This window comes from Sinorhizobium medicae, assembly GCF_007827695.1.
In the GTDB taxonomy this organism is placed as follows: Bacteria; Pseudomonadota; Alphaproteobacteria; order Rhizobiales; family Rhizobiaceae; genus Sinorhizobium; species Sinorhizobium medicae.
In genome coordinates, this window is sequence record NZ_VITA01000003.1 from 155,787 (window position 1) to 179,771 (window position 23,985).

A 23,985-nucleotide genomic window follows, 5' to 3' on the forward strand; every position below is an offset into this window, starting at 1 on the left:
CTGGCCCTTTCGAACGTTTTGCCGCCATGCCAGTACATCCGTGGTCATTAGCGGCCAAAAGCGTCAGGCAGCGCGGAGCTGGCCTGCGGACATCTTGCCCGACTTGTTGTCACGCTCGAGCTCGAAGCCGAGCTTCTGACCTTCGACGATCGAATTCATGCCGGCGCGCTCAACAGCAGAGATGTGAACGAACACATCGGCGCTGCCGTCGTCAGGCTGAATGAAGCCAAAGCCCTTGGTTGAATTGAACCATTTTACTGTGCCAGTGGTCATAACGAACCCTTTCTTAGCAACATTGATCACCGCTGGGCGACGCACAGCGGGGTTTCGACTTTTGAGAGAGGGAAGTTCGTCAAGAGACGCGCAACGCGCAGCAAAACAAATATCGGCAAACAAAGTATCGATGACCCTTCATAGACGAGAGACGCGACCACGTCAACTTTTTGTTTTTTGGAGGAGCCGAATACAATTTTTGGTAGCATAACTTGAAAGGTCGCTTCTCTCCGCAGGTCGCCGCCGAGATATTGTGCGTGCCCGGAGTCAATCGGCAGGTACCAATCTGACCCGATGGCCGAGCGCGATCTCGACCAGTTCAGAGCGCGCGGGCGCCGAAAAGACGTCCGGCGCCGTGCTGCAGTCGGAAGCGAAGCCGCGGCCGTCAAGAGGCGGCACTCCGGGCAAGCGGTCCTGCTGCCGCAGCGGATTCTGCTCGGCATATGGATCGGGAATGGCTGCGATCAGCCGTCGCGTGTAGGGATGTGCGGGCTTCTCGAAAATATCCCGCCAGCCGCCCTCTTCCACGACCTGACCGAAAAACATCACGAGCACCCGGTCGCTCATATGTTCCACCACGCTGAGGTCATGGCTGATCATCAGATAGGCGAGGCCGAGCTTTTCCTGAAGGTCCAGCAGCAGGTTGATGATCTGCGCGCGGATCGACACGTCGAGGGCGGACACCGGCTCGTCAAGCACGACGATCTCCGGCTCCAGGATAAGCGCGCGAGCTATGCCGATGCGCTGGCGCTGGCCGCCGGAAAACTCGTGCGGATAACGGAGCGCCTGCTCGGGCGTCAGCCCCACATTGCCAAGCATGACCTCGATTCGGTCGGCGATCTCTGACGCCGCGGTGATGCCGTGCAGCCGCAGTGGCGCAGCCAGCGAAGCGCGTACGGTTTGGCGCGGATTGAGCGAGGCATAAGGGTCCTGGAAAACCATCTGCACCGCCTTGGCGCGCTGCATGCGCCCCGGCGCGCCCGTTCCGGTGAGCGGCTGGCCGCGGTAGCGGATCGTGCCTTCTGTCGGTTCCTGAAGACCGAGGATCGCGAGCGCAGTCGTGGATTTGCCGCAGCCGGATTCGCCCACGATCGACAGGCACTCGCCCTTGGCAAGTTTGAAGCTGATGCCGTTGACGGCATGCAGCATGCGCCGCCCGCTTCCGAGCAGGCCACCGCCTGAAACAGAAAAGCGGACGTGCAGGTCATCGACCTCCAGCAGAGAGGCCGTCATGACCGGCTCCCTTCTTCCGCACAGCGCGGGGCGATAAAGCGCGTCTCGACCAGCTTCGAGCGATCGGCGATGATGCTGTCGATGTCCACCAGCCGCTGGCGGCCATGCTGGCTGCGGCTGCCGAAGCGCGGCAGGGCGCCGAGAAGCCCGCGGGTATATTCGTGCCGCGGATCCGTGAAGAGCGCCCGCGTCTCGTTCTCCTCGACGAGGCATCCGGCATACATGACGCCGACGCGCTGGCAGATGCTGGCGATCACGCCGAGGTCGTGACTGATGAAGAGAACCGCCGTGCCGCGCTCGGCGCAGAGTTCCTTGATCAGGCGCAGCACCTCAGCCTGCACGGTGACGTCGAGCGCTGTGGTCGGTTCGTCGGCGATCAGGAGGTCCGGATTGCAGGCGAGCGCCATGGCGATCATCACCCGCTGGCGCAGGCCACCCGACATCTGGTGCGGATAGTTGCGCGCCCGCCTGTCGGGGTTCGGCACGCGCACGCTCATGAGGGCTTCCACCGCGAGTTCCTGCGCCTCGTCCCAGTTCTTTCCCTGATGCAGGACGAACATTTCGGCTATCTGCCGGCCGATCGTGGAGAGCGGGTTCAGCGCGGTCATCGGCTCTTGAAAGATCATGGCGATGCGGTTGCCGCGCAGGCGCCGCATCGCGCGCTTGGGGAGTGCCAGCAGGTTCTCGCCTTTGAACAGGATCTCGCCGCCGGAAACGGCGAGCGGCTTCTTGAGGAGTCCCATGACGGCGAGTGAAGTCACGGACTTGCCGGAGCCGGACTCACCGACAAGACCATAGGCCTCCCCCGGCATGATCTGGAAGGAGACGTCCTTGAGCAGTGGGCGAACGACGGAACGGCCGACCGCGAGGCCCAAGCAAAGCTCCCTGATGTCGAGAAGCGGCACCGTCATGGGTTGCGTGTCCTCATATGCGGATCGAGGCTGTCGCGCAGGCCGTCGCCGAGAAGGTTGAAGCCGAGCACGGAGAGGAAAATGGCAAGGCCGGGAAAGATCGCCACCCAGGGCGCAAGCTGAATGAGCTGACGCGCGTCCGTCAGCATCGAGCCCCAGCTCGGGAATGGCGGCTGGATACCGAGGCCAAGGAAGGACAGAGCGGCTTCCGAAAGAACCGCCGAACCCATGCCGAGCGTCGCCATCACAAGGATCGGCCCCATTATATTGGGCAGGATCTGCGTGAACATGATCCGCAGGTCCCCGTAACCCAGCGTCTGCGCCGCCTGCACATAGCTCAACGATTTCAGGGAGAGCGTGGAAGAGCGTGCAATTCGGCAGGTCCAGCTCCAGTTGGTGAGGCCAAGCGCGACAAGCAGCGAAGGAAGGCCCGGACCCAGCACCGCCATTACGGCAAGCGCGAAGATCAGCGATGGAATTGCGAGCATGACGTTCGTGACGCCATTGACCAGGTCGTCCCACCAACCGCCCCAATAGCCCGCCGTCATGCCCAGCGTCACGCCGATGATCGAATTTATGAGCTGCGAGACGACGCCGACCGTGAGCGAAATTTGCGCACCATACAGAATACGGGTATAGACGTCCCTCCCCTGCCCGTCCGTGCCGAACCAGAAGGTGGCATCCGGTGGCAGCTCCGAGTTCATCAGGTCCGCGTCGAGCACCGGGTCGAAGGGGGCGATCCACGGGGCGAGAATGCCGGCAAGAACCACCAGTGCGGTCAGGCCGGCACCGAGCCAGAAGTTGAAGCCCAGTCGCATCCCGTCACTCCTGCTTGATACGCGGATCGATCGCGGCATAGATCAGATCGACCGCCGTGTTGATGACGAGGAACCAGAGCACGATAATGAGGATGGTCCCCTGCACCACGGGAATGTCGCGGCTTGCGACGCTGTCCACCAGAAGCGAGCCGATACCGGGCCAGGCGAAGAGTTTTTCTATGACGACCGCCTGGCCGATCAGCGAGCCGAATTGCAGGCCGAGTGTCGTGACGATCAGCACCAGCGCGTTGCGCGCCACGTGCCAACGAACCACCTTGGCCTCGCTCATGCCTTTTGAATGGGCGGTGCGGATGAAGTCGGCGTTCAGCACATCGAGAACACCGGCCCGCGTGGTGCGGGCGAGAAGCGCAAGCGGCGTGACGCCGAGTGTGACGGCGGGCAGGATCAGGTTCCGGAAGGACCCGTCGCCATAGCCGAAGCTCGGCAGCCAGTTCAGCTGCAGGGCGAAGATATACATCATCAGGAGACCCAGCCAGAACTGCGGCATTGAGAGGCCCGACACGGCTCCGATCATCGTCACCGTGTCGAGCACCGACCCCGGCCTCAGCGCTGCAAGGAAACCGAGGGGCACACCGACGACGAGGGCAAAGGCCATGGCGGCGATCGCCAGCTGCAGCGACGCCCATATGCGGTCGTTGATGAGGTCTATTACCGGTTGACGGGTGCGGAAGCTGGTGCCGAGATCAAATTGCGCAAGGTCCGTGACATAGGTCGCGAAGCGCTCCATCAGCGGCTTGTTCAGCCCGAATTCCTCGTTGAGGCGGGCGATCATCTGCGGGTCGGCGGCACGCTTGCCGTCAGCGAAGAGGCTTGCGGCGAAGGTGCCGGGCACGACGCTGAAGATAACGAAGATGAGCATCGCCACGACGACGACCGTGGGTATGATCTGCAAGGTGCGGCGCAGGGTGAAGCGAAGCATGAGCCGTTCCGTTTTGGCCGCCCGAACGGGCGCGACAATCGAGGCGGGGGACAGCGGCCGCCGCCCCCGCCCCCTCAGGCTTACTGGCGCGAGGCCGGTGCCTTATCGTCGATCCAGATCTCGTCATAGGGCTGGATCGCCAGTTCCGTCGCGTTCGGAACGAGGCCGTGGACCCACGGCTGGTAGGCGATCACCGCCTTGTTGTAGTTGAAGAACCAGACCGGCGCGTCGTCCTGCACGATATTGTTGGCCTGGCGCAGGAGATCGTTCTGCTTGGCCGGGTCACGCTCCTGTTTGGCCGCCTCATAGAGCTTGTCGAATTCCGGGCTCGCATAGCTCGTGTAGTTGCAGGCGGATTGCGGCGTCTTTGAATAGTAGCAGCGCAGCGCGTTCAGCGGATCCGGGCCGGAAAGGTTCGACCAGATGAAGGCCTGGAAGTTGTTGGTCGTCACCGCCTCGCCGAGTGCCGAGCTTTCGACCGGCTTCGGCTTCACGGTGATGCCGACCTTCTTCAGCATGGGCAGGATGGCTTCGACGATCGGCACGCCCCAGCTTTCGTTCGGGCTGGCCGTCACCTCGAATTCGAAGCCGTCCGCGTAGCCGGCCTCGGCGAGCAGCGCCTGCGCCTTGTCCGGATCGTAGGCGTAGGGCGCCTTGTCGTTGTCGAAGGCCGGCGAGGAAATCGGCACCCATCCCGAGGCGGGATAGGCTTTGCTCTTGACCAGGCGCTCGATGATCAGCGGCGCGTTGATGGCATGGTTGATCGCCTGGCGCACCCGCCTGTCCTTGAAGGGTTCGAAGGCGGGATTGAAGCCTATATTACGGGTATAGACCTCTGCGACCTCCAGGAGGTGATCCTTCAATCCGTCCTCGCCCTGATAGGCCTGGTACTGGGTGGGCCCGAGAATCGAAACATCGATCTCCTTGTTGCGGAAGGCGATGTCGCGCGCGGCGTCCTCGGCCATCAACACGATATTGATGCGGTCGAGATAGGGTTTGCCCTCCTCATAATATTTGTCGAACTTTTCCACGACGAGCCGGGAGCCGGGTACGTGCTCCTTGAAGACGAAAGCGCCGAGGCCGACGGGGTTTTTGCCGAACTCCGCTTCGTCCTCGACATCGGACGGATAGATGACAGTCGTGTTCTGCATCAGCGGGAAGCCGGGATTGATCGTGCTGGCATAGGTGATCTCCAGCGTGTGATCGTCGATCTTCTTCAGACCCGAAATCTCGTCTGCCTTGCCGGCGGTATAGTCCTCCGCCCCCTTGATGACCGCAATGAAGCTCGCGCCGGGAAAGGCGTTCTTCGGATTGGCAATTCGTTTGTAGCTGTAGATGATGTCGTCGGCTGTCAGCGGCTTGCCGTTGTGGAATACGGCGTTTTCACGCAGGTGATAGGTGTGGACCGTGCCGTCCTCGGAAACGTCTTCCGAGGTCGCCAGTTCCAGCACCGGCTTGTTCTGGACCGCGTCCCAGCTGTAGAGCGCGCGGTGGATGGCCTGGGTGATGAATTCTTCCTGCGTGTTGGGGCTCGACTGCACGTCGAGCGTGGCGAAGCTCGAACCGTAGGGGGCGGTGAAGACAAGGGTCCCGCCGTGGCGTTCGCCCGCCGCAAGCGCCCCGCCAGCCACGCCGAGGCTGAGCATTGCCGCCAGTGTAAGTCTTTTCAGCATATCGTTCTCCCTCTCGTGCCGTTCCCGGCATCGTTTAAATACAGTCCGGCGGGCCGTCAGCGTGCATCGTGCACGACGCGGCCCGCAAGCAGGGTGAGCAAACAGCGGGTATCTGAGAGAATTGTTTCGGCCGGGGCGGCCAGAAGGTCGTTGTCGAAGACGGCGATGTCCGCCCATTGACCGGGCACAAGCCGTCCCTTGACCGCCTCGGCTTTCTGCGAATAGGCGCCGAATTCGGTATAGGCCTGCAACGCCTCTTCGCGGCTCAGCCGTTCGGATGCCTGCATCACCGTGCCCTTGCCGGTCTCGCGTGTGATCATCGCATGCAGGTTCGGGAACGGGTCGGGCGAGCACACGGGCGAATCGGAGCCGGTCGAAGGTTTTAATCCCATGCGCATCCAGGTGCCGATCGGATATGACGGCAAGCCTCGCTCTTCCCCGAGAACGGAAATGTAGCTGTCGCCGAAATCGTGGATGAAGGCCATCTGCGGTGCTGGCAAGATGCCGGCCGCCTTCATGCGCGCATTCTGTTCCGGCGCGGGAAAGCCGCAATGCTCGATACGATGGCGACGATCTGGATCGGGGTTTGCGGCAAGCGCCTTCTCATAGGCCGTGATGAGCTGTTCGATCGCGCCGTCGCCGATGGCGTGGCAGACCATCTGATACCCTCGGTCGTGACAGGCCTTGACGACCGCCTCGACCTCCGCGTCCGGCAGCATCTGCACGCCGATATTGTCCGGTTCGCCCTGATAGGGCTTCGTCATCCAGGCAGTGCGACCGCCCGCCGAACCGTCGAGAAAGACCTTTACACCCCCGACGCGCAGCATGTCGTCGCCGGCGCCGGAGAGAAGACCGGCTCGCCAGCAATCCTCGACGATGGAAACGCCGGGGTCGCCGAGCAGGGTCAGCCACACGCGGACCGGCAGACGGCCGGAAAGTTTAGCCATCTCGTAAGCCTGGATTTCGGCGAAACCGGAAACCTGGCCGACTGCCGCATCCATGCAGCTCGTGATTCCGGACGAAAGCAGGTGCTTTCCGGCCCGCTCGATCCCGTCGATAAGCTCTTCGGTGGCTGCGGGCGGCATGGCGGCCCTGACCAGGTTCTGGGCGTTTTCCGCCAGGAAGCCGTTCAGACACCCATTGGTGAGCCCGATCACGCCCCCTTCGGGCACCGCCGTCGTCTCTGTGATGCCGGCGAGCTCCAGCGCGCGGGTATTGGCGATTGAAACGTGGCCGCAGGCGCGCGTCAGCAGGACGGGGTGATCGGGCGCGGCGCGATCGAGATCGTCGCGCGTTGGGTGCCGGCCGGTGTCCAACTTGACCTGGTCATAGCCCCGGGCGCGGATCCAGCCGCCCTTTTGCGTCGTGGCTGCGCGGTCGGAAACCTGCTTCATCAGCGCCGCGAGCGTCGGCGCGGCCGCGGGCGACGCGTCGACCCAGCCCATGGCCATGCCGGTCGCGATGAGATGCAGGTGGTTGTCGATGAGGCCAGGGGTGGCAAAGCGGCCTTCGAGATCGATGACTTCGGTGCGCGGGCCCTTCAGGTTGGATATGTCCGCACTGCTGCCGGTTGCAAGAACCTTGCCCTGCCAAACGGCAAGGGCCTCGCTGACGCCCTCCTCCCGGCCGCGCCAGATGCGGCCATTGGTAAGGATAAGCTCGGCTTCGATTCCGATTGCCATCTGCAACTCCCCCTTGTGGCCCCGACGCTGCCGGCCGGCCCGCTTCCTCCGATTCCAACTTGGAAGGTCGCGACCGGCTTGGCCAATTCGCTTTTAGCAACAACCCATGCAGAATCGACATATCTGTCTTGATTGAATACCTATGAGCCGCCGCAGCACGCGCGCGTCGAAGGGGAAAGCAGACATGGAGATCAAGTGGCTGGAGGATTTCGTGACGCTTGCCGACACGTCCAGCTTCTCGCGTGCGGCTGAGCTGCGCAACGTGACTCAACCGGCCTTCAGCCGCCGGATCAAGCAATTGGAGAACTGGCTCGGCGCGACGCTGATCAGCCGCGCGACCATGCCGGCCGAACTCACGCCTGCCGGGCGCAATTTCCTGCCCGTCGCCCAGGAATCGATCCGTACCTTCTATGCGGCGCGCGAAGTTCTGCGTCTTCCGAATGAGCCGGGCCTCATCCGCTTCGCCGCGCTGCATACGCTGACTGTCACCTTCTTTCCGCGCTGGCTGAAAAAACTAGAGGCTGCGGGCGGGACATTCAGCACCTCGCTCATTCCGGACCGAGGTGGCATCGAGGCCAACCTCGACGCACTCATTGGCGACGAGGCGGATTTCTTCCTCACCTATGCCCATGCGGAAGTGCCGTTCCATCTCGCCCGGGGACAGTTCGCCTCGCTGACCGTGGCCCATGACCGTTTGATCCCGCTGGTCGCAACGGAGATCGTGCTGTCCGGCCATGCACAACCCGGTCGCAACCTCCTTGACCGTGCCGTCGCCCAGCCGCGGCTTGCCATCCCTTATCTCAGCTATGGCTTGAATTCTTTCTTTGGCGTTGCCCTTTCGCGCCTGCTGCTGCGCCGTCCGCCATTCCGGCGCCGCACGACACACGAAAACACCATCAGCGCCGGCTTGATGAACATGGCATTGACGGGCGCAGGCCTGTGCTGGCTTCCGGAAAGTCTCGCGCGTGAGGAGATGGAGGCAGGCCGCCTCGTGCCCGCCTCTGCGGATGAAGGCTGGAACCTCGACCTCGAGATCCGGCTCTACCGCCACGCGGCGGGCCGCAACCGCAAGGTCGAGGATCTATGGCAGACGGCGCAGCAGCTCCTGGAGCGCTCGCCCGCTTGATCACACTTCATGAAACGCTGTTCTTCCTCAGCCAGTCGGCAAGAGAAGGAATGATCCGGCCGCTGCGGCCCGCCATGGCGGGCGCCATGCAGAGCGCGTTCAGGACCGCCTCCTGCGTCGTCTCGGCGGCGGCGCGGAAAGCGATGTCGATGTGAGCGTCAGCGATCCGCTCCTGCGTGGCGAAGGATGCGGGCGGCTCGTGCTCCACCGGATCGGCAGTGGTGAAACAGAGGGCGACATCGCCGCTGCCATGGCCCCAGAAGGCGCCGAGGCGGGCAAGACCCGCGCCGGCCCGCCGCGTGATCCGCTGCAACTGGCGATCGGCCAAAGGAAGGTCCGTCGCCGTGACGACGATAACGGAGCCACATTCGGGCTTGGCCGGCACTTTCGGATCGGGTCGGCGCCCGTCCGGCAGGACGAGATCGCCGGCCGCCCCGAAATTTGCGAGAACTAGCGTGCCCAGCGTGAAGTCGCGCTTGCCTATCCGCATGCGCCGCGACGCCGTGCCGATACCCGCCTTGAAGCCGAAAGCCGTCATGCCGGAGCCGGCACCCACCGCCCCCTGCTCCACTGGCCCCATGCGGGCGGCGTCAAGCGCCGCCTCGGCATCGGCTGGCGTTACCGCCAGCGCCTGAATGTCGTTGATGCTGCCGTCGTTGCATTCGCAGACCACTGCATTGACGGTCGAGGTCTGTCGCCCGATTGCCGGATTGGCGGCGACGGCGCGGCGGATAAGCGCCTCCGTACAGGCGGATACGGAAAAGGTGTTGGTGAGCAGGATCGGCGTCTCGAGCGTGCCGAGTTCGGCCACCTGCATCAGCCCCGCCGATTTGCCGAAGCCGTTGATGACCTCCACCGCCGCCCGCGGCTTGACGCGGAAGATATCGCCCGGATGCGGGACGATGGCAGTGATCCCTGTGTACACGCCCTCGCCGCGCAACGACCGGTGGCCGATCGAAACGCCCGCAACGTCGGTTATTTCATTGCCCGGCCCCGGCGCCAGCCGGCCCTGCGGTATCAGTCCCAGTTCCCGTGCCGTCTTCATGTCGCCCTACCAACCCTCTGAACCCATCCGTTTGCGGAGGGAACCGCGCTTTTCCTGTCATTGCTTTAGTGCGCAATGCCGGCCGCTTCCAGATATAGAGCCTGGAGTTTCCGGGTCATCGGTCCGGGCCTGCCGTTGCCGACAAGCCGCACGCCGATCCGCACGACCGGGGTCACCAGGCTGGACGCGGAGGTCTGAAACGCCTCCGCGGCAGCCTGCGCCTCGCCGGGCGCGAAGGCACGCTCCACGATTTGTAGCCCCTCGGCCGCGCAGAGCTTGGCAAGAGCACGCTGCGTACAGCCCGGCAGCGTCACATGCGAAGCGGCGCGCGTGAGGATGTGCCCCTCGGCCGTTATGACATGGGCCGTGGAGCTGGCGCCCTCGGTCACCAGCCCGTTCTCCACCAGCCAGACATCGTCAAAACCGCGGGCGCGTGCCGCTTGTTTGGCCATGACCTGGCCGAGAAGCATGGCGGTTTTGATGTCACGCCGTTTCCAGCGCGGATCGTCCGCCAGATCGACCGCGATGCCGTCCCGCTGGGCCCTCGTGCCGCTCAGCATCTTCGCCTGGGTGAAGCCGACAAGCTTCGGCGCCAGTGCCTCGGAATAGAGAAAGTCGCGATCCGCCTCGCCGCGCGAGACCTGCAGATAGACCGTGCCGTCCCGCAAGTCGTTGCGGGCGATCAGTTCCGCTTGAATGCCTGCAATTTGCTCCAGGGAGAGCGCGAGCGGGATGGCGAGCTCCTTCAGCGAACGGCAGAGCCGACCGAGATGCAGATCGTTATCGATCATCCGCCCGCCGATCACCGCCGTTACCTCGTAGACGGCATCGCCGAACAGAAAACCCCGGTCAAAAAGCCCGATCCGGGCTTCCTCCTCGGGTATGAATTGACCATGGACGTAGACGATCCTGCCCATCTGTTCCTCCCGTTGCGGACAGAACATAGGAAGGACTCGCTGCGGCTGACCAATTCAATTTGGGCAGCATCTCATGCAAATTTCGCCTGAGCTCTGACTTATCCCTTGCTGCCTCGCAGCATGCGTGTACAGAGATTATACTTTAAAATATTAAGTATTTTCACGATTTTCCAGTAGATATTAAGAGCTTATTCTTGGCGCAGCTTCTCATTATGCTCACCGCTTCACCCCCAAGGAGCGCTGCTATGGCAAAGTTTATTGGAACGCGTGCGGGCGATATTCTGAGTGGTACAAGCGAAGGCGACCGGATCTGGAGTCTCGACGGCAATGATGTCGTGGATGGCGGCAAAGGCGATGACTTCGTCGATGGTAGGGCCGGCGACGATGCGCTGACAAGTTCAAGCGGCTTTGACGAGTTTACCGGCGGCGAAGGCAATGATCGGCTGTCGTTCATCGGCGTCGGCGGCGCGGCACGGGGTGGCACGGGGGTCGACACGCTTGTGGGCGATTACGCCGCAATAACCGATGCCTTCCTGTTCGATGGCATGAATGGCCACGCAGCCTTCGGCGATCTTTCGGTTAAAGCAAACCACCTTTATTTCCTCGATATCGAGCGACTCAATCTGACGACCGGGATCGGCGATGACAGAATCATTGCCACGGGCTTCAGCTTCGTCAACATCCATACCGGTGCGGGTGACGACCGTATCGAAACCGGCATCGGCGATGACCAGATCTATGCCGGCGACGGTCGGGATCTACTGTTTGGCGGCGCAGGCGACGATTTTATTAGCGGCGGTCAGGGCGACGACTACGTTAACGGCGGCAACGACGACGACAGGCTCGAGGGGGAGGACGGCAATGACAGTCTTGTGGGCGGTCGTGGCAACGACCGGCTCGATGGCGGCAGCGGCGATGACGACGTCAATGGCGGGGACGGCAACGACTCTCTGACCGGAGGCCTTGGATCGGATACGGTTACGGGCGGTGCCGGGGATGATTACCTGAGCAACGGTTTTGCCGCCGGAGACATACTGCTCGGCGGCGACGGCAATGACACTCTCTCGGCGGGTGGGGAAGACACCGCCTATGGCGGATGGAGTGAGCTCTATGGCGGCGCCGGCGATGACAGACTTCACGTCTATACGGATGGTATAATCGGCGCATTGGACGGCGGCGATGGTTTCGACAGAGCGAGCATCGCACTCGATGATGTGCCCGCCGGCTTCGTTCTCGATGCATCGCGTTTTGGCTCGATCGAGGAGTTCAACATCACCGTTAAATCGGCCTATCTTGGCGTCCACCTCTCCGGCGGGAATGGCAACGATAGGCTCTTCTGTTTCGACACCTACAGGGAAGGCCCCAGCGGAAACGATGTTTTGAACGGGCGCAGCGGCGATGACATACTCGTCGGCGGCAGTGGAGCGGATAGTCTGCTTGGCGGGGATGGCAACGATTCGCTGAGTGGCGAATATCACTCGGACAGGCTGCTCGGCGGTGCTGGCGCCGATCTTTTGACAGGTGGATCCGACGCCGACACTTTCATTTGGGACGAAGCCTCTGTCCGCAATGACAGCAGCATCGATCGGATCATCGACTTTCGCAGCGGGGACGGTGATGTGCTTCTATTCCGCGGCTTTGGCGGTACCGAGTTTCGCGACTTCGAAAGCTTCCTCGCCGCCTCCCGTGATACGCCCGAAGGGGTTTACGTCAGTTTCGATGGCGACGCCCACGGGATATTGATCCAGAATACCTGCTCGCTGGTTTTTCGGCCGCAGACGTCCTCTTCGCCTGAGCACACGGTCGCCCTTCCCAATGGGCTGGCGGCCTTCGATTTGAATCAATTGCAGTGTTCCCCGCGGGGAACTTTGCGGTAAGGCGCAATGCAAAGCCGTGCGTCCGAGAGACGGAAGCGAACGGCCCTCTACGTTCCGTTTGGAAGAAAATGGCTTGTGGAACAATGACTTACCGCTGAGCAGAAATGAGCTCTGCAACTCGGTGTACGCCCAAGCGCCTCCACTATAATGTCCTTTTTTGACGGCCTATGCAATGGCGGATCGCCCCCGCCACTGGCACGACAGCAATTCCGAAGCCGCCGCCCTGCCCCGTGCCGCCGCTCCCCTGCCGGAACGAAAATAAGTCAATCTACCCCCCCCCTTCTCGAGACGCTGGCGCTTGATGGTCACGGCCCCCAGCCAAAGTTCCCCTCGGGGAACATCTCGGACCGACGAATGAGAAGGCTTCCAGACGAGGCTAAGCCTCATTTTTAAGCTGACCAGGCTTGGCTGTCCGCCGGTAATGCTTACCCTGCGAGAACCGGCCATCGGCACCAGGCTCTGTGAATGGCACCACGCTTGCTCACATTCTGCAGGTCAACTCGTCGATGCCGTTGCCCTGTGCGCCGGACGAGCCGGACCGGCTGGTACACGGATTCGCGCCGAAGCTCTTGCGAGCCCGGCACCGCTCATCACCCAGCCGCCGGTGATCGCCAAACAGCGCCAAGGCCCCCCCGTCAGCAAGTTCCCCGCGGGGAACACCGGGCGCGTGTATTATTCACCTAGCAAGGACGAGACACGAGCCGGTCGGCGCCAGAATTGCGCCGGCACCCAAGCGGAAGGGCCGTTGCAAGCCGTCGTGGCCGCGCCGTCATCGTCGCGGCCCCGATCCGCTGCAAAGACATCCGAGACCGAGCCGGCCGGGAAACGTTCCCCGCGGGGAACCAACAGGACTGCACTTCACCCCATGTATAAGAGCGAGCTCGTCCGCTTTTGCCTGTCTGCGAGATCCATGAAGCAGGGGAGGTGCACAGGCGCTCGACCACGCCCGAGGTCTTTCCAAGTCGGCGTCTTCTGCCGAGGCACAAACGCGCGCCGCACAGCAGTGCTCCGGTGGCATCCCATCTGGGAAGCACAGAGGACCTCGATGCGAACATGGGATAGCCCTTTTTCTGGCCTGGAGCACCATCCACAGCGCACATTGATGGGCATGGCCGAATCGGGGTACGTCTTTAGTTGCGGAAATTTTTCGAATTTGCGTGTTTTCGAGTAGCTACGTGGTGATTAGCAAACGGTTAACCACTTCATTGCTTAAGTGACGGAAACGATCACCAGGGATTTTTGCAATGACTCGACATCTAAGCAGCCTCGCTTTCATGGAGAATTTCTCCAGCAAGCTTGAAATGGCGCTGAACAATTTGACCATGGCGCAGTTTCCTCCAGATGCGCGCCGCACGATGCGCAAATTCACCTCGACCGAAGTCGCGGCTCTGCTCGGCGTAACTGAGGCATATATTCGCCAGGTTGCCGCCAAGGATCAGGGACCTGAGCCAGAGATCGCCAATGGCCGGCGCCTCTACACGCTCGAACAGGTTCTTGAATTGCGCATGGCGCTTGCGGCCAACGGCCGGAAGAAATGGATGAATCCCCGCAGGACGGGTAACGAGCAATGCCAGATCGTTGCCGTCACCAACTTCAAGGGCGGTTCGAGCAAAACGTCGACGACAATCCATCTCGGCCATTATCTGGCGCTCCGAGGCTACCGCGTGCTGGCCGTCGACCTCGACCCCCAGGCATCGCTCACCGCTCTTCACGGCAGCTTGCCGGAATTTGACTATCGCGGTGGAGACACCCTTTACTCGGCCATTCGCTTCGACGATCCGGTCCCGACGAAGTCCATTATCCACCGGACTCACATCGTCGGCTTCGATGTCATCTGCGCCGGGCTCGAGCTGACCGAGTTCGAGACCGCAGTCGCGCTCGAGATGCGGCGCTCCGCGGGTACGGGCTTCCTGCTTCGCGTCTCCCAGGCTCTGGAGCAGGTTGTCGACGATTACGACTTCGTCCTCATGGACTCCGCCCCGTCCTTGAACTTCCTGACGCTTTCGTCCCTGACGGCTGCGACCGGCGTGATCATCCCGGTTCCGGCACATATGTTGGATGTGGATTCGACGGCGAAGTTTCTCGAATTGGCCGGGTCTTACATGCAGATACTGAACGAGGTGGGCACAGCCGCCCAGTGGGATTTCGCCAAGTTCCTGATCACGAAGTTCGAGCCAAACGATCACCCGCAGGCCAACATGTCCGCGCTGATGAGGCAGGTTTTCGGCGAGGACCTGCTGCTCAACTCGGTCAGCAAATCGACGGCCGTCGCAGATGCACTGACGTGGAAGCAGAGCCTTTACGAGGTTCAGCGATCCCGCTTCTCGGCGCCAAAGACCTACGATCGCGCCATAGAGTCGATCAACGCCGCCAATGCTGAACTCGAAGGCCTCTTCTGGAAGGCATGGGGGAGAGAATGAGCCGCAAGGATTCCAAAGGCCTTTTTGCCAATGTCCTCGGACAGCTGGAGAATTCAGCCGAGAAGGGCGGTATGCAGCGGTCCTCGTCGCCGCATCTTCTTAAAGTCGCCGCCGGCGTTCGCCAGATGCAGGAGCGCAGCGAACTTGCCGAACGCCTTCTAAAGGATGGTGGTCAGATCGTCGACATCGATCCGGACGAGATCATGGAATCTGCCATCCGGGATCGCTTCGACTCAGGCTACAGCGGCGCCAGCATCGCCGATCTGGTCGAGTCGATGCGCGAGCATGGACAAAGCACACCCGGTCTGGTCCGCCCGGTGCGCGGAGCAGCAAAACCGTTTCAGATCGTGTTCGGCCGGCGGCGTCTTGCCGCCGCCAAGCTCCTCGGCATCAAGTTCAAGACGATCGCACGGGAGCTCAGCGACGAAGACGCCATCGTTCTTCAAGGGGAGGAGAACAGCAACCGAAAGGACCTGTCCTTTATCGAGCGATGCTTTTTCGCGCAGTCACAGGAAACGGCCGGCTATCGCCGCGACGTTATCTGCAAATCGCTGAGCACCGGCAGATCGCATATTTCCGAAATGATCCGGATAGCAACGGCGTTGCCGCGCGAGATCCTGATGCAGATCGGTCCGGCGCCTGAAATCGGACGCCGCAGATGGCTGGAATTCGAACTGCGCTGGTCCGCTCATAAGGACCCCGGACATGTGGCGCAGCTGGTTCTGGAGAGAGACGAAATTCAATCCGCTTCCAGCGACCTTCGCTTCGCCGCGGTTTTTGAAGCGCTTTCCAAAGCGGACGGCAAGCCTGCAGCATCTTCGGCCACGAGTGACCTGATTTCTCATGGTCTCGTGCTCGGCCAGGTCCAACGTAGCAAGTCGGCTTCCAGGCTGACATTCAACAAGTCCGTGCCAACGGGCTTCGTCGATTTCATTGCAGGTCAGATCGAAAGCCTGCACGACCAGTTCATGCAAAGGCAGAATTCGAAACGAGGAGATTAATCCGCAAAAGAAAAAGGCCCCCAACGAACAAGCCGTGGAAGCCTTCCTCAGATTTGTAGCAAGATCGAGAATCGCATTTCCACGAATCACAGTCAAGAGTCCTTGGCACCGTTTTTGGTGAGCTGCTTTCTTTTGCCTTATCGAAGGTGAAGAAAATGGAGAGTGGAAGTGTGACGACGCCCTTTGGGCGGCGGTCGATGACGCTTGCCATGTTGGCAGGCCAGTTCATCTCCCGCGAAATCGAACCTGGGAAATCGGTCGAGAAGTGGAAACTGTTTCGCTCGCTTTGTGCAGCCAAACGGCATCTGGGCATCAGTGACAGGGCGCTGGCTGTTCTGAACGCCCTGTTGAGCTTCTATCCCGAGAACACGCTTAGCGAAGAAACCGGCCTGATAGTTTTCCCCTCGAACCTCCAGCTTTCGCTGAGAGCCCATGGAATGGCCGAGGCAACACTCAGAAGGCACCTCGCCGCACTCGTCGATGCCGGACTTGTTGCCCGTAAGGACAGCCCGAACGGCAAACGCTATGCCCGCAAGACGCGCGATGGAGCGATCGGCACCGCATTCGGCTTTTCACTGGCTCCGCTTTTGGCCCGATCCACCGAAATCGAGCAGCTCGCAGCCAAAGCCGAGGCCGATCGGCTCGAATTGCAGCGGCTGCGCGAGCGGCTGACGCTTTGCCGTCGAGACATTGCCAAACTGATCGACGTGGTGGTCGAAGGAGAACTCCCGAGCGATTGGGCAACGGTGCAGGAGCATTTCCGGACCCTCGTCCAATCAATCCCGAGAGCCCCCGGCATTGACGACCTCACCCCCCTGGTCGCAGCGCTCGAGATATTGCGCGAGCAGGTGGCTAACCGATTGCAAATGCGCGCGAAACCGCAAGAACTGAGCGGCAATCCCGATCAAACTGAGCGGCACATACAGGAATCAAAACCTGAATCTATTATTGAACTTGAAGCCGGCTCGGGGAATGAACCATCCAAACATCAGCCCATTGCACCAGCCAGTGAGGCAAACAGGATCTTCCCGCTAGGGCTGGTACTGAAAGCCTGCCCGGAAATCGTCAATTACGGGCCTGACGGAACGGTACGAAGCTGGCGCGACCTTATGATCGCTGCTGTTACGGTGCGCTCCATGCTCGGCGTCTATCCCTCGGCCTATCAGGAAGCCTGCGCAGTCATGGGCACCGAAAATGCCGCGGCGGCCATGGCCTGCATCCTCGAGCGGGCAGGGCACATCAACTCTGCCGGCGGCTATCTGCGCGATCTGACCGCCAAAGCGAAGCAAGGGAAATTCTCGCTGGGCCCGATGCTCGTGGCGTTGCTGAGGGCGAATGGCTTCGATGTCCGGAGCGCGTCGTGATCAATGCGGCGGGAGCCTGCGACATTACCGGGCGCCTACCTATACCATTCCCTGGCTGCGAGAGGGCAGGGCGGTCGCGTGATGAGTTACTCCGGGAACAGCCACAGTGGCGAGATGCGGGTATTCATCAATATGCGGATAGCGCGTGCGGGCTGAATTGGCCCTGCCACCGCATCAGGGACAACAAGGCCCTCGATCGCAACGACCGCATTGGTGTGTGTCCAACGATGCTGGACGCTCGGACCAAGAAGGTAAGCGCCATGTCTAAGACCTCTTTCAACCTGATTCCAACGGCCTTTCTGGCCGCAGCGCGCAGCCCGGCACTGTCGAGCTACGCCGCACACCTCATCGAAGCAATCCGTCGTCGCAGGAGGATCCGCCGCACACGCGGTTGCGCCCTGAATGAGATGCCGGACGATATGCTCAAGGACATCGGGGTCACACGCTTTGAAATTCAGCACCTGGCCGGAGCCGCGCGCACCTTGGGAAATGCCCGGGAACGACATGCCCTCGGCCTCCCGCCAGCCGACAATGACCGGTTCAGGGACAGCCCGTAAGGCTATAATTCCGGTCGACCTCCAACCGAGAGCGGGCGGAACGGCTTGCCAGGGTGACCGCAGCGCGTGAGATGGGGTTTGCGGCGATACGCCCTTTTAACGGTATCAAAGGAGCTTCGGTCTACGCCGGGTCGCCTGCGGATTTTCAAATGCAAATTGTGTCGCGTGTTCGCGCGGGCTATTCTTCGTGGCTTCGAGAAGCAGCGACGTGTGGCGCTCTATACACGATACCTGAACCCCATCGATAGTGAGGGGTCCATGACGGAAGCGTGTTGGTATTTAGCTTCCGTTAGCGAATGTTTCCGATACTCACTCAGACGGTTAACGAATTCTGAAGCATTCGATCGCTGTCGCCTACACGCGGCCCTTGCGGCCGCTCTCGCGAGTCTGGGCAGCAGCGCTGCCGACGCTGCCGTTGGGAAACAGCAGTGAAGTTCGCATCAAGTCTGCCCGTAGGCTACGAATCCATCAGCTCTATCGGGGAATAGCGGCCAAGTTCCTGATTCGGATCGACACGATTTTCGTGCACTCTCTCTTTCCTTTTAAATTCGATGCTCTAGGCTTCTCTAAGACGCATGCGTGTACCGAGGGGAGTACGCCCAAGATGTCCGATGCAAATCAGGCCAGGGGGAGCATGGGACCCGCAAGGCGCCGGAACGAAGTCATCACTTTTCTCGTGCTGGCCTTCGGCATCTGGCCGATTGCCGCGGTGGGGTTCGTCGGCGCCTACGGCTTTCTCGTCTGGATGTTCCAGATCATCTTTGGGCCACCCGGCCCGCTAGCGCATTGAGGGCGGCATGGGTGAGAGCGTCGAGATATCACGGCGGAATTTTCTCCGCGGTTCTCACAAGCCGGGGGGTGGGCGTGTCTCTCCGCCGGGAGCAACCACGGAAAGCCTCGAGGCCTGCACCGGCTGCGGACGATGCGTCGATGCCTGTCCGGCCCACATCATCCGGCTGATCGCCGATCGCCCCGCGCTCGATTTCTCAGTCGCCGAGTGTACCTTCTGCGGCCAATGCGCGGAACTCTGTCCGGAGCCGGTCTTCATCGGCCGGCCAAGACACTTTCCCCACGTCGCAATGATCGGCGAGAGCTGTCTCGCGAAGAACCGAACCGATTGCCAGGCCTGTCGCGATGCATGTCCGACGGAGGCCATCCGCTTCCGTCCGCGTGCCGGCGGTCCCTTCTTGCCCGAGCTTAACGAAGAGGCCTGCACCGGCTGCGGCGCCTGCTTTTCCGTATGTCCGGTGGCAGCGATACGCACGCGAGAGACCGATTGGGAGCGCGCCGATGTCTGATTCGAGCGCGTCCTATCATATCTCCAGCGCCGTCATCATGACGATGCCGCACATGCGGGAGCGTGTCGTCGCCACTCTCGCCGAGATACCGAACGTTGAGGTTTATGCCCACGAGGCAGGAAAGATCGTCATCGTGATCGAGGGCACGAGCACCGGAATGCTCGGCGAAACTCTTTCGCGTATCGCGCTGCTCGAAGGCGTAGTGGCAGCCAACATGGTGTTTGAGCATGTCGAAACTCAAGGAGAGATCGGCCATGACCGGCGAACTGACGCGGCGTGAGATCCTGAAGGCGCATGCGGCCGGCATCGCCGCAGCTACAGCGGGAATCGCGCTTCCGGCGGCGGCGCAACCCGTGCCGGGCGGCGTCGAAGCACTTCAGATAAAGTGGTCGAAGGCACCCTGCCGTTTCTGCGGTACCGGCTGCGGCGTCATGGTCGGCGTCAAGGAGGGACAGGTCGTCGCCACCCATGGCGACATGCAGGCTGAGGTGAACCGCGGCCTCAACTGCATCAAGGGCTACTTTCTGTCCAAAATCATGTACGGCTCCGACCGACTGAAGACGCCACTCCTGCGCAAGCGCAACGGCGCCTTCGCCAAGGAGGGCGAGTTCGAGCCGGTGAGCTGGGACGAGGCCTTCGACATCATGGCCGAGCAGGCGAAGAAGGTGCTGAAGGACAAGGGCCCGACCGCCGTCGGCATGTTCGGCTCCGGGCAATGGACCATCTTCGAGGGCTACGCGGCAACCAAGCTGATGCGGGCCGGTTTCCGCTCCAACAATCTCGATCCCAATGCCCGCCACTGCATGGCCTCGGCGGCCTACGCCTTCATGCGCACCTTCGGCATGGACGAGCCGATGGGCTGTTATGACGACTTCGAGCACGCGGACGCCTTCGTGCTCTGGGGCTCGAACATGGCCGAGATGCACCCGATCCTGTGGACGCGCCTCGCCGATCGAAGGCTCGGGTACGAGCATGTAAAGGTGGCGGTGCTCTCGACCTTCACCCATCGGAGCATGGATCTGGCGGATATTCCGATCGTCTTCAAGCCGGGCACTGATCTGGCGATCCTCAACTACATCGCCAATCACATTATTCAGACCGGCCAGGTAAACGAGGATTTCGTCAGCAAGCATACGACCTTCATGGTCGGCGCAACTGACATTGGCTATGGCCTGAGGCCCGACAATCCGCTCGAGGTCAAAGCCGTGAACGCCAAAGATGCGGCGAAAATGACCCCGAGCGACTTCGAGAGCTTCAAATCCTTCGTTTCGGAATACACGCTCGACAAGACCGTCGAATTGACCGGCGTCGAGGCCGGGTTCCTCGAACAATTGGCCGATCTCTATGCCGATCCCAAGCGTAAGGTGATGTCGCTCTGGACCATGGGATTCAATCAGCATGTACGCGGCGTCTGGGTCAACCACATGGTCTACAACCTGCATCTGTTGACGGGGAAGATCTCTGAGCCGGGCAACAGCCCGTTTTCGCTCACTGGCCAGCCCTCGGCCTGCGGCACGGCACGCGAGGTCGGCACCTTTGCCCACCGGCTGCCGGCCGACATGACCGTGACTAATCCGGAGCACCGCAAGCACGCCGAGGAGATCTGGCGGATTCCCCACGGGATAATTCCGGAAAAGCCAGGCTATCATGCTGTCGAACAGGACCGCATGCTCAAGGATGGCAAGCTGAACTTTTACTGGGTGCAGGTGAACAACAACGTCCAGGCGGCTCCCAATACGCAGAACGAGACCTATCAGGGTTATCGTAACCCGGATAATTTTGTCGTCGTCTCCGACGTCTATCCGACGATCACCGCAATGAGCGCCGACCTGATCCTTCCGGCAGCCATGTGGGTGGAGAAAGAAGGCGCCTATGGCAATGCCGAGCGACGCACCCATGTCTGGCACCAGCTCGTCGATGCGCCCGGCGAGGCGCGTTCCGATCTCTGGCAAATGGTGGAGTTTTCGAAGCGTTTCACCACCGATGAGGTCTGGCCGACCGACATCCTAGACGCCAATCCCGGCTATCGTGGCAAGACCCTTTACGAGGTGCTCTTCAAGAACGGCAATGTCGACCGCTTCCCGGCAAGCGACTTCAACAAGGAATACGCCAACCGGGAGGCCGAGGCCTTCGGCTATTACATCCAGAAAGGTCTATTTGAGGAATATGCCTCTTTTGGGCGCGGGCACGGGCATGACCTGGCGCCCTATGACCGTTACCACGAGGAACGGGGGCTCCGCTGGCCTGTCGTCGACGGCAAGGAGACGCTCTGGCGCTACCGTGAAGGCTACGATCCCTACGTGAAGCCGGGGGAGGGCGTGAAGTTCTATGGTCGCCCGGACGGCAAGGCGGTGATCCTCGCCGTTCCTTACGAGCCGCCGGCGGAATCTCCCGACGACGAATACAATGTCTGGCTGGTGACGGGCCGCGTCCTCGAGCACTGGCACTCCGGCTCGATGACGATGCGGGTGCCGGAACTCTACAAGGCGTTTCCCGGCGCAGTCTGCTTCATGAATGCCGGTGACGCCCGCGATCGCGGCATCAATCAGGGGGCGGAGGTGCGGATCGTCTCCCGCCGCGGCGAGATTCGTGCCCGCGTCGAGACGCGCGGCCGCAACCGCATGCCGCCGGGTGTCGTCTTCGTACCCTGGTTCGACGCCAGCAGGCTGATCAACAAGGTGACACTCGACGCAACCGATCCCATCTCGAAACAGACGGATTTCAAAAAATGCGCGGTCAAAATCGTCTCTGTCGCATGATGAGGAGCCCCCGATCTTTGCTCGGAAGCCTGTTGGCGGTCCTGCTCGTCGCAACGGGGGCGATCGCCCAGATGGCGGGTGAGAGGGTGCCGGAGCTCTCCGGCCCACCGACGGAGATGGGCGAGGTAGTGGCGGAGCCTATTCCGAAGTGGGTCGTGGACGACGCGCGCAAGGAGCGCGCCTATCCCGACCAGCCGCCAGTCATCCCGCATTCGATCGAGGGCTACCAACTTTCGGTCAACACCAATCGATGTCTTTCCTGCCATAAGCGCGAACTGACGCAGGAGTCCGGCGCGCCGATGATCAGCGTCACCCATTACATGACGCGGGAGGGGCAGATGCTCGCCGACGTTTCACCGCGGCGTTATTTCTGCACGGCCTGCCATGTGCCGCAGGCCGACGTGCGACCGCTCGTGGGCAATACCTTCCGCGACATGAGCGAGATGGGCGTCGGTCACGCGGGGAGCGAGTAGGCCATGGCTCGTATAAAGCGCCTCCTATTGTGGGTGTGGAAGGTTCTGGCCACGCCGGCCGCAACGCTGAGCCTTGCCTTTTTGACACTCGGCGGCTTCGTCGGGGGCGTGATCTTCTGGGGCGCCTTCAACACCGCCTTGGAGCTCACCAACACGGAGGAGTTTTGCGTCTCCTGTCATGAGATGCGGGCCAACGTCTATGAGGAGCTGACACGCACGGTTCATTTCTCCAACCGCTCGGGCGTACGGGCGTCCTGTCCCGACTGCCACGTGCCGCATGAATGGACGGACAAGATCGCCCGCAAGATGCAGGCCTCCAAGGAAGTGTGGGGCAAGATCTTCGGGACCATCAACACGCGCGAGAAGTTCCTCAACCACCGCCTGGAACTCGCCAAGCACGAATGGGCGCGGCTCAAGGCCAACGACAGCCTCGAGTGCCGCAACTGTCACTCGTCGGCAGCGATGGACCTTTCCAAGCAGACGCAACGCGCCGCCGAGATCCATACCCGCTACCTGCTACCGGGCAGGGCGACCTGTATCGACTGCCATAAGGGCATCGCCCACGAACTGCCGAACATGCAGGGCGTCGAGCCCGGCTGGAAGCTGCCGCCCGAACTCGAAGGAGAGACGCTGCCTTCTGCTTCGGCAATCGACGACCTGAGGAAGGTAATGAATGACTCCCACAGGGTAGCCTTTGGCAATTGATGCTCGCAAGTCCTGGGACGAGCTGTTCCTGATGATGGAAGGCTGACTTGCAGCCTATCCATCTTTAGTTGGCTGCAGAGTGCACGCCAATCACCCGCTGCGGTACCGCCCTCGCAGGGCATCGGCGACGCCGGTCACAGACCTTCCTGAAGAGCTTTGATACTCATGAAGGCGGGCGGCAGCCTTTCCGGTGAGTTTGGCCATTGTTGATCACAATCAACGACTCAACCGAAACGACAGCGTAAAGTTGTCCCACATGCGGATTAACTTGGGGTCTTCCAACGAGCGTGCCCGACGCGTCGACCGGATTGCTACTTATTCCGACATTCGGATGTGGCACATCGATCTACGCTGCTGGGAAACAGACAGGATCCGGTCTGACGGTCCTATATCCAAAAACATTGGAGACGGCATGCGAGCAACGTGGGTGATTCCGGTAGCCGCTCTGGTGCTCCTACTCGACAGATCCGACGGATCGGCTGGTCAGCGGGGCAAATCAGTTGACGAGCCCAGTAAATACGTACCCAGCGTTGGCGAGATCATGACTAAGATAGATCTCAGCCGCTCTAAGCTTTGGTACTCAGTCAAATTGGGAAACTGGGCTTTGGCCGACTATCAATTGGAGCAGGTAAAGACAGGCTTTGATGACGTTTCTCGCCATCATCCTGACAAGTCCAACTTCGATTTCGCCAACGCGCAGAAGATAGCAAATTCGATCGAAGAGGCCATTGTCGCAAGAAGTGACGAGCAGTTTCAGCAGTCCTTCTCCCGGATGACAGCCGAATGCAACGACTGCCATCGGGCCGTTGGAAAACCTTTCCTCCACGTTGGGGCGCCAAAGATCCCTTCTCCTTACAGCGACAAAATGCTCGAGCCAGAAGCCTTCCGTTAACTCGATTTGCTTTGGCGCGAT

21 protein-coding genes and 1 pseudogene are annotated in these 23,985 nt (G+C 61.3%); 13 read left to right on the plus strand and 9 right to left on the minus strand.

Annotated features, from left to right (window positions below):
- Window positions 1-63: 63 nt before the first annotated feature.
- From FB009_RS06290 to FB009_RS06320, 7 genes are all read right to left on the minus strand, one after another.
- The gene (locus FB009_RS06290; RefSeq protein WP_011970048.1) at window positions 64-273 is read right to left on the minus strand and encodes a cold-shock protein; all 210 of its coding nucleotides are present in this window, start codon (window positions 271-273) and stop codon (window positions 64-66) included.
- A gap of 267 nt (window positions 274-540) precedes the next feature.
- The gene (locus FB009_RS06295; protein ID WP_011970049.1) at window positions 541-1,506 is read right to left on the minus strand and encodes an ATP-binding cassette domain-containing protein; all 966 of its coding nucleotides are present in this window, start codon (window positions 1,504-1,506) and stop codon (window positions 541-543) included.
- Entirely contained in the window at window positions 1,503-2,417 is a 915-nt protein-coding gene (locus FB009_RS06300) for an ABC transporter ATP-binding protein (RefSeq protein WP_011970050.1), read from the minus strand. Before FB009_RS06300 ends, FB009_RS06295 begins: the two co-directional genes overlap by 4 nt.
- Window positions 2,414-3,235 carry an ABC transporter permease gene (locus FB009_RS06305; protein WP_011970051.1) on the minus strand — a complete coding sequence of 274 codons (822 nt, stop codon included), beginning with the start codon at window positions 3,233-3,235 and terminating at the stop codon, window positions 2,414-2,416. Before FB009_RS06305 ends, FB009_RS06300 begins: the two co-directional genes overlap by 4 nt.
- A 4-nt stretch (window positions 3,236-3,239) precedes the next feature.
- On the minus strand, window positions 3,240-4,175 hold the full coding sequence (locus FB009_RS06310) for an ABC transporter permease (protein ID WP_011970052.1): 936 nt from the start codon (window positions 4,173-4,175) through the stop codon (window positions 3,240-3,242).
- Window positions 4,176-4,255: 80 nt separating this feature from the next.
- Complete coding sequence (locus FB009_RS06315; RefSeq protein WP_011970053.1) at window positions 4,256-5,848, minus strand: ABC transporter substrate-binding protein; 1,593 nt, start codon at window positions 5,846-5,848, stop codon at window positions 4,256-4,258.
- 56 nt (window positions 5,849-5,904) lie between these two features.
- Window positions 5,905-7,530: an amidohydrolase gene (locus tag FB009_RS06320; RefSeq protein ID WP_011970054.1), complete on the minus strand. Its 1,626-nt coding sequence runs from the start codon at window positions 7,528-7,530 to the stop codon at window positions 5,905-5,907.
- 184 nt (window positions 7,531-7,714) lie between these two features.
- On the opposite strand from FB009_RS06320, the gene FB009_RS06325 reads away from it, so the two are divergent.
- Entirely contained in the window at window positions 7,715-8,656 is a 942-nt protein-coding gene (locus FB009_RS06325; protein ID WP_011970055.1) for a LysR family transcriptional regulator, read from the plus strand.
- A 7-nt stretch (window positions 8,657-8,663) separates the two neighbouring features.
- Here the strand turns inward: FB009_RS06325 and FB009_RS06330 are convergent, their stop codons facing one another.
- Window positions 8,664-9,701 carry a DmpA family aminopeptidase gene (locus tag FB009_RS06330; protein WP_024324422.1) on the minus strand — a complete coding sequence of 346 codons (1,038 nt, stop codon included), beginning with the start codon at window positions 9,699-9,701 and terminating at the stop codon, window positions 8,664-8,666.
- Window positions 9,702-9,766: 65 nt separating this feature from the next.
- Entirely contained in the window at window positions 9,767-10,618 is an 852-nt protein-coding gene (locus tag FB009_RS06335) for a D-amino-acid transaminase (RefSeq protein WP_011970057.1), read from the minus strand.
- A gap of 245 nt (window positions 10,619-10,863) precedes the next feature.
- On the opposite strand from FB009_RS06335, the pseudogene FB009_RS06340 reads away from it, so the two are divergent.
- The 12 genes and pseudogenes from FB009_RS06340 (at window position 10,864) to FB009_RS06395 (ending at window position 23,964) form a co-directional block, all read left to right on the plus strand.
- Window positions 10,864-12,413: pseudogene (locus FB009_RS06340) on the plus strand (calcium-binding protein).
- 1,326 nt (window positions 12,414-13,739) lie between these two features.
- Window positions 13,740-14,915 (plus strand): plasmid partitioning protein RepA, encoded by a 1,176-nt coding sequence (gene repA / locus FB009_RS06345; RefSeq protein WP_011970059.1) that lies wholly within the window; start codon window positions 13,740-13,742, stop codon window positions 14,913-14,915.
- Window positions 14,912-15,916 carry a plasmid partitioning protein RepB gene (repB, locus tag FB009_RS06350; RefSeq protein ID WP_011970060.1) on the plus strand — a complete coding sequence of 335 codons (1,005 nt, stop codon included), beginning with the start codon at window positions 14,912-14,914 and terminating at the stop codon, window positions 15,914-15,916. The genes repA and repB overlap by 4 nt, the downstream gene beginning before the upstream one ends.
- Window positions 15,917-16,071: 155 nt before the next feature.
- Window positions 16,072-17,280, plus strand: a complete 1,209-nt coding sequence (gene repC, locus FB009_RS06355) for a plasmid replication protein RepC (RefSeq protein ID WP_011970061.1) — start codon at window positions 16,072-16,074, stop codon at window positions 17,278-17,280.
- A 260-nt stretch (window positions 17,281-17,540) separates the two neighbouring features.
- A complete protein-coding gene (locus FB009_RS32655) occupies window positions 17,541-17,837 on the plus strand; it encodes a DUF1127 domain-containing protein (protein WP_018210289.1) in 297 nt (98 codons plus the stop codon).
- 604 nt (window positions 17,838-18,441) lie between these two features.
- Window positions 18,442-18,627 (plus strand): periplasmic nitrate reductase, NapE protein, encoded by a 186-nt coding sequence (gene napE / locus FB009_RS06365; RefSeq protein ID WP_011970063.1) that lies wholly within the window; start codon window positions 18,442-18,444, stop codon window positions 18,625-18,627.
- 7 nt (window positions 18,628-18,634) lie between these two features.
- Complete coding sequence (locus FB009_RS06370; protein WP_011970064.1) at window positions 18,635-19,135, plus strand: ferredoxin-type protein NapF; 501 nt, start codon at window positions 18,635-18,637, stop codon at window positions 19,133-19,135.
- The gene (locus tag FB009_RS06375; protein ID WP_011970065.1) at window positions 19,128-19,415 is read left to right on the plus strand and encodes a chaperone NapD; all 288 of its coding nucleotides are present in this window, start codon (window positions 19,128-19,130) and stop codon (window positions 19,413-19,415) included. The genes FB009_RS06370 and FB009_RS06375 overlap by 8 nt, the downstream gene beginning before the upstream one ends.
- Window positions 19,390-21,894, plus strand: coding sequence for a periplasmic nitrate reductase subunit alpha (napA, locus tag FB009_RS06380; RefSeq protein ID WP_011970066.1), 2,505 nt, complete (start codon window positions 19,390-19,392; stop codon window positions 21,892-21,894). The genes FB009_RS06375 and napA overlap by 26 nt, the downstream gene beginning before the upstream one ends.
- Window positions 21,864-22,367, plus strand: a complete 504-nt coding sequence (locus FB009_RS06385; protein WP_050564347.1) for a nitrate reductase cytochrome c-type subunit — start codon at window positions 21,864-21,866, stop codon at window positions 22,365-22,367. The genes napA and FB009_RS06385 overlap by 31 nt, the downstream gene beginning before the upstream one ends.
- A 3-nt stretch (window positions 22,368-22,370) precedes the next feature.
- Window positions 22,371-23,072, plus strand: a complete 702-nt coding sequence (locus FB009_RS06390) for a NapC/NirT family cytochrome c (protein ID WP_011970068.1) — start codon at window positions 22,371-22,373, stop codon at window positions 23,070-23,072.
- Between the two features lie 412 nt (window positions 23,073-23,484).
- On the plus strand, window positions 23,485-23,964 hold the full coding sequence (locus tag FB009_RS06395) for a hypothetical protein (protein WP_011970069.1): 480 nt from the start codon (window positions 23,485-23,487) through the stop codon (window positions 23,962-23,964).
- Window positions 23,965-23,985 lie beyond the last annotated feature (21 nt).

Excerpts from the sequence above, each read along its gene's own strand:
- FB009_RS06305 (WP_011970051.1), bottom strand. The coding sequence starts at position 3,235 with ATGCGACTGGGCTTCAACTTCTGGCTCGGTGCCGGCCTGACCGCACTG.
- FB009_RS06290 (WP_011970048.1), bottom strand. The coding sequence starts at position 273 with ATGACCACTGGCACAGTAAAATGGTTCAATTCAACCAAGGGCTTTGGC.
- repB (WP_011970060.1), top strand. The coding sequence starts at position 14,912 with ATGAGCCGCAAGGATTCCAAAGGCCTTTTTGCCAATGTCCTCGGACAG.
- FB009_RS06320 (WP_011970054.1), bottom strand. The coding sequence starts at position 7,530 with ATGGCAATCGGAATCGAAGCCGAGCTTATCCTTACCAATGGCCGCATC.
- FB009_RS06370 (WP_011970064.1), top strand. The coding sequence starts at position 18,635 with ATGGGTGAGAGCGTCGAGATATCACGGCGGAATTTTCTCCGCGGTTCT.
- repA (WP_011970059.1), top strand. The coding sequence starts at position 13,740 with ATGACTCGACATCTAAGCAGCCTCGCTTTCATGGAGAATTTCTCCAGC.
- FB009_RS06325 (WP_011970055.1), top strand. The coding sequence starts at position 7,715 with ATGGAGATCAAGTGGCTGGAGGATTTCGTGACGCTTGCCGACACGTCC.
- FB009_RS32655 (WP_018210289.1), top strand. The coding sequence starts at position 17,541 with ATGTCTAAGACCTCTTTCAACCTGATTCCAACGGCCTTTCTGGCCGCA.
- napE (WP_011970063.1), top strand. The coding sequence starts at position 18,442 with ATGTCCGATGCAAATCAGGCCAGGGGGAGCATGGGACCCGCAAGGCGC.
- FB009_RS06395 (WP_011970069.1), top strand. The coding sequence starts at position 23,485 with ATGCGAGCAACGTGGGTGATTCCGGTAGCCGCTCTGGTGCTCCTACTC.
- FB009_RS06310 (WP_011970052.1), bottom strand. The coding sequence starts at position 4,175 with ATGCTTCGCTTCACCCTGCGCCGCACCTTGCAGATCATACCCACGGTC.
- FB009_RS06330 (WP_024324422.1), bottom strand. The coding sequence starts at position 9,701 with ATGAAGACGGCACGGGAACTGGGACTGATACCGCAGGGCCGGCTGGCG.
- FB009_RS06375 (WP_011970065.1), top strand. The coding sequence starts at position 19,128 with ATGTCTGATTCGAGCGCGTCCTATCATATCTCCAGCGCCGTCATCATG.
- FB009_RS06295 (WP_011970049.1), bottom strand. The coding sequence starts at position 1,506 with ATGACGGCCTCTCTGCTGGAGGTCGATGACCTGCACGTCCGCTTTTCT.
- FB009_RS06385 (WP_050564347.1), top strand. The coding sequence starts at position 21,864 with ATGCGCGGTCAAAATCGTCTCTGTCGCATGATGAGGAGCCCCCGATCT.
- FB009_RS06300 (WP_011970050.1), bottom strand. The coding sequence starts at position 2,417 with ATGACGGTGCCGCTTCTCGACATCAGGGAGCTTTGCTTGGGCCTCGCG.
- FB009_RS06315 (WP_011970053.1), bottom strand. The coding sequence starts at position 5,848 with ATGCTGAAAAGACTTACACTGGCGGCAATGCTCAGCCTCGGCGTGGCT.
- FB009_RS06335 (WP_011970057.1), bottom strand. The coding sequence starts at position 10,618 with ATGGGCAGGATCGTCTACGTCCATGGTCAATTCATACCCGAGGAGGAA.
- repC (WP_011970061.1), top strand. The coding sequence starts at position 16,072 with ATGGAGAGTGGAAGTGTGACGACGCCCTTTGGGCGGCGGTCGATGACG.
- napA (WP_011970066.1), top strand. The coding sequence starts at position 19,390 with ATGACCGGCGAACTGACGCGGCGTGAGATCCTGAAGGCGCATGCGGCC.
- FB009_RS06390 (WP_011970068.1), top strand. The coding sequence starts at position 22,371 with ATGGCTCGTATAAAGCGCCTCCTATTGTGGGTGTGGAAGGTTCTGGCC.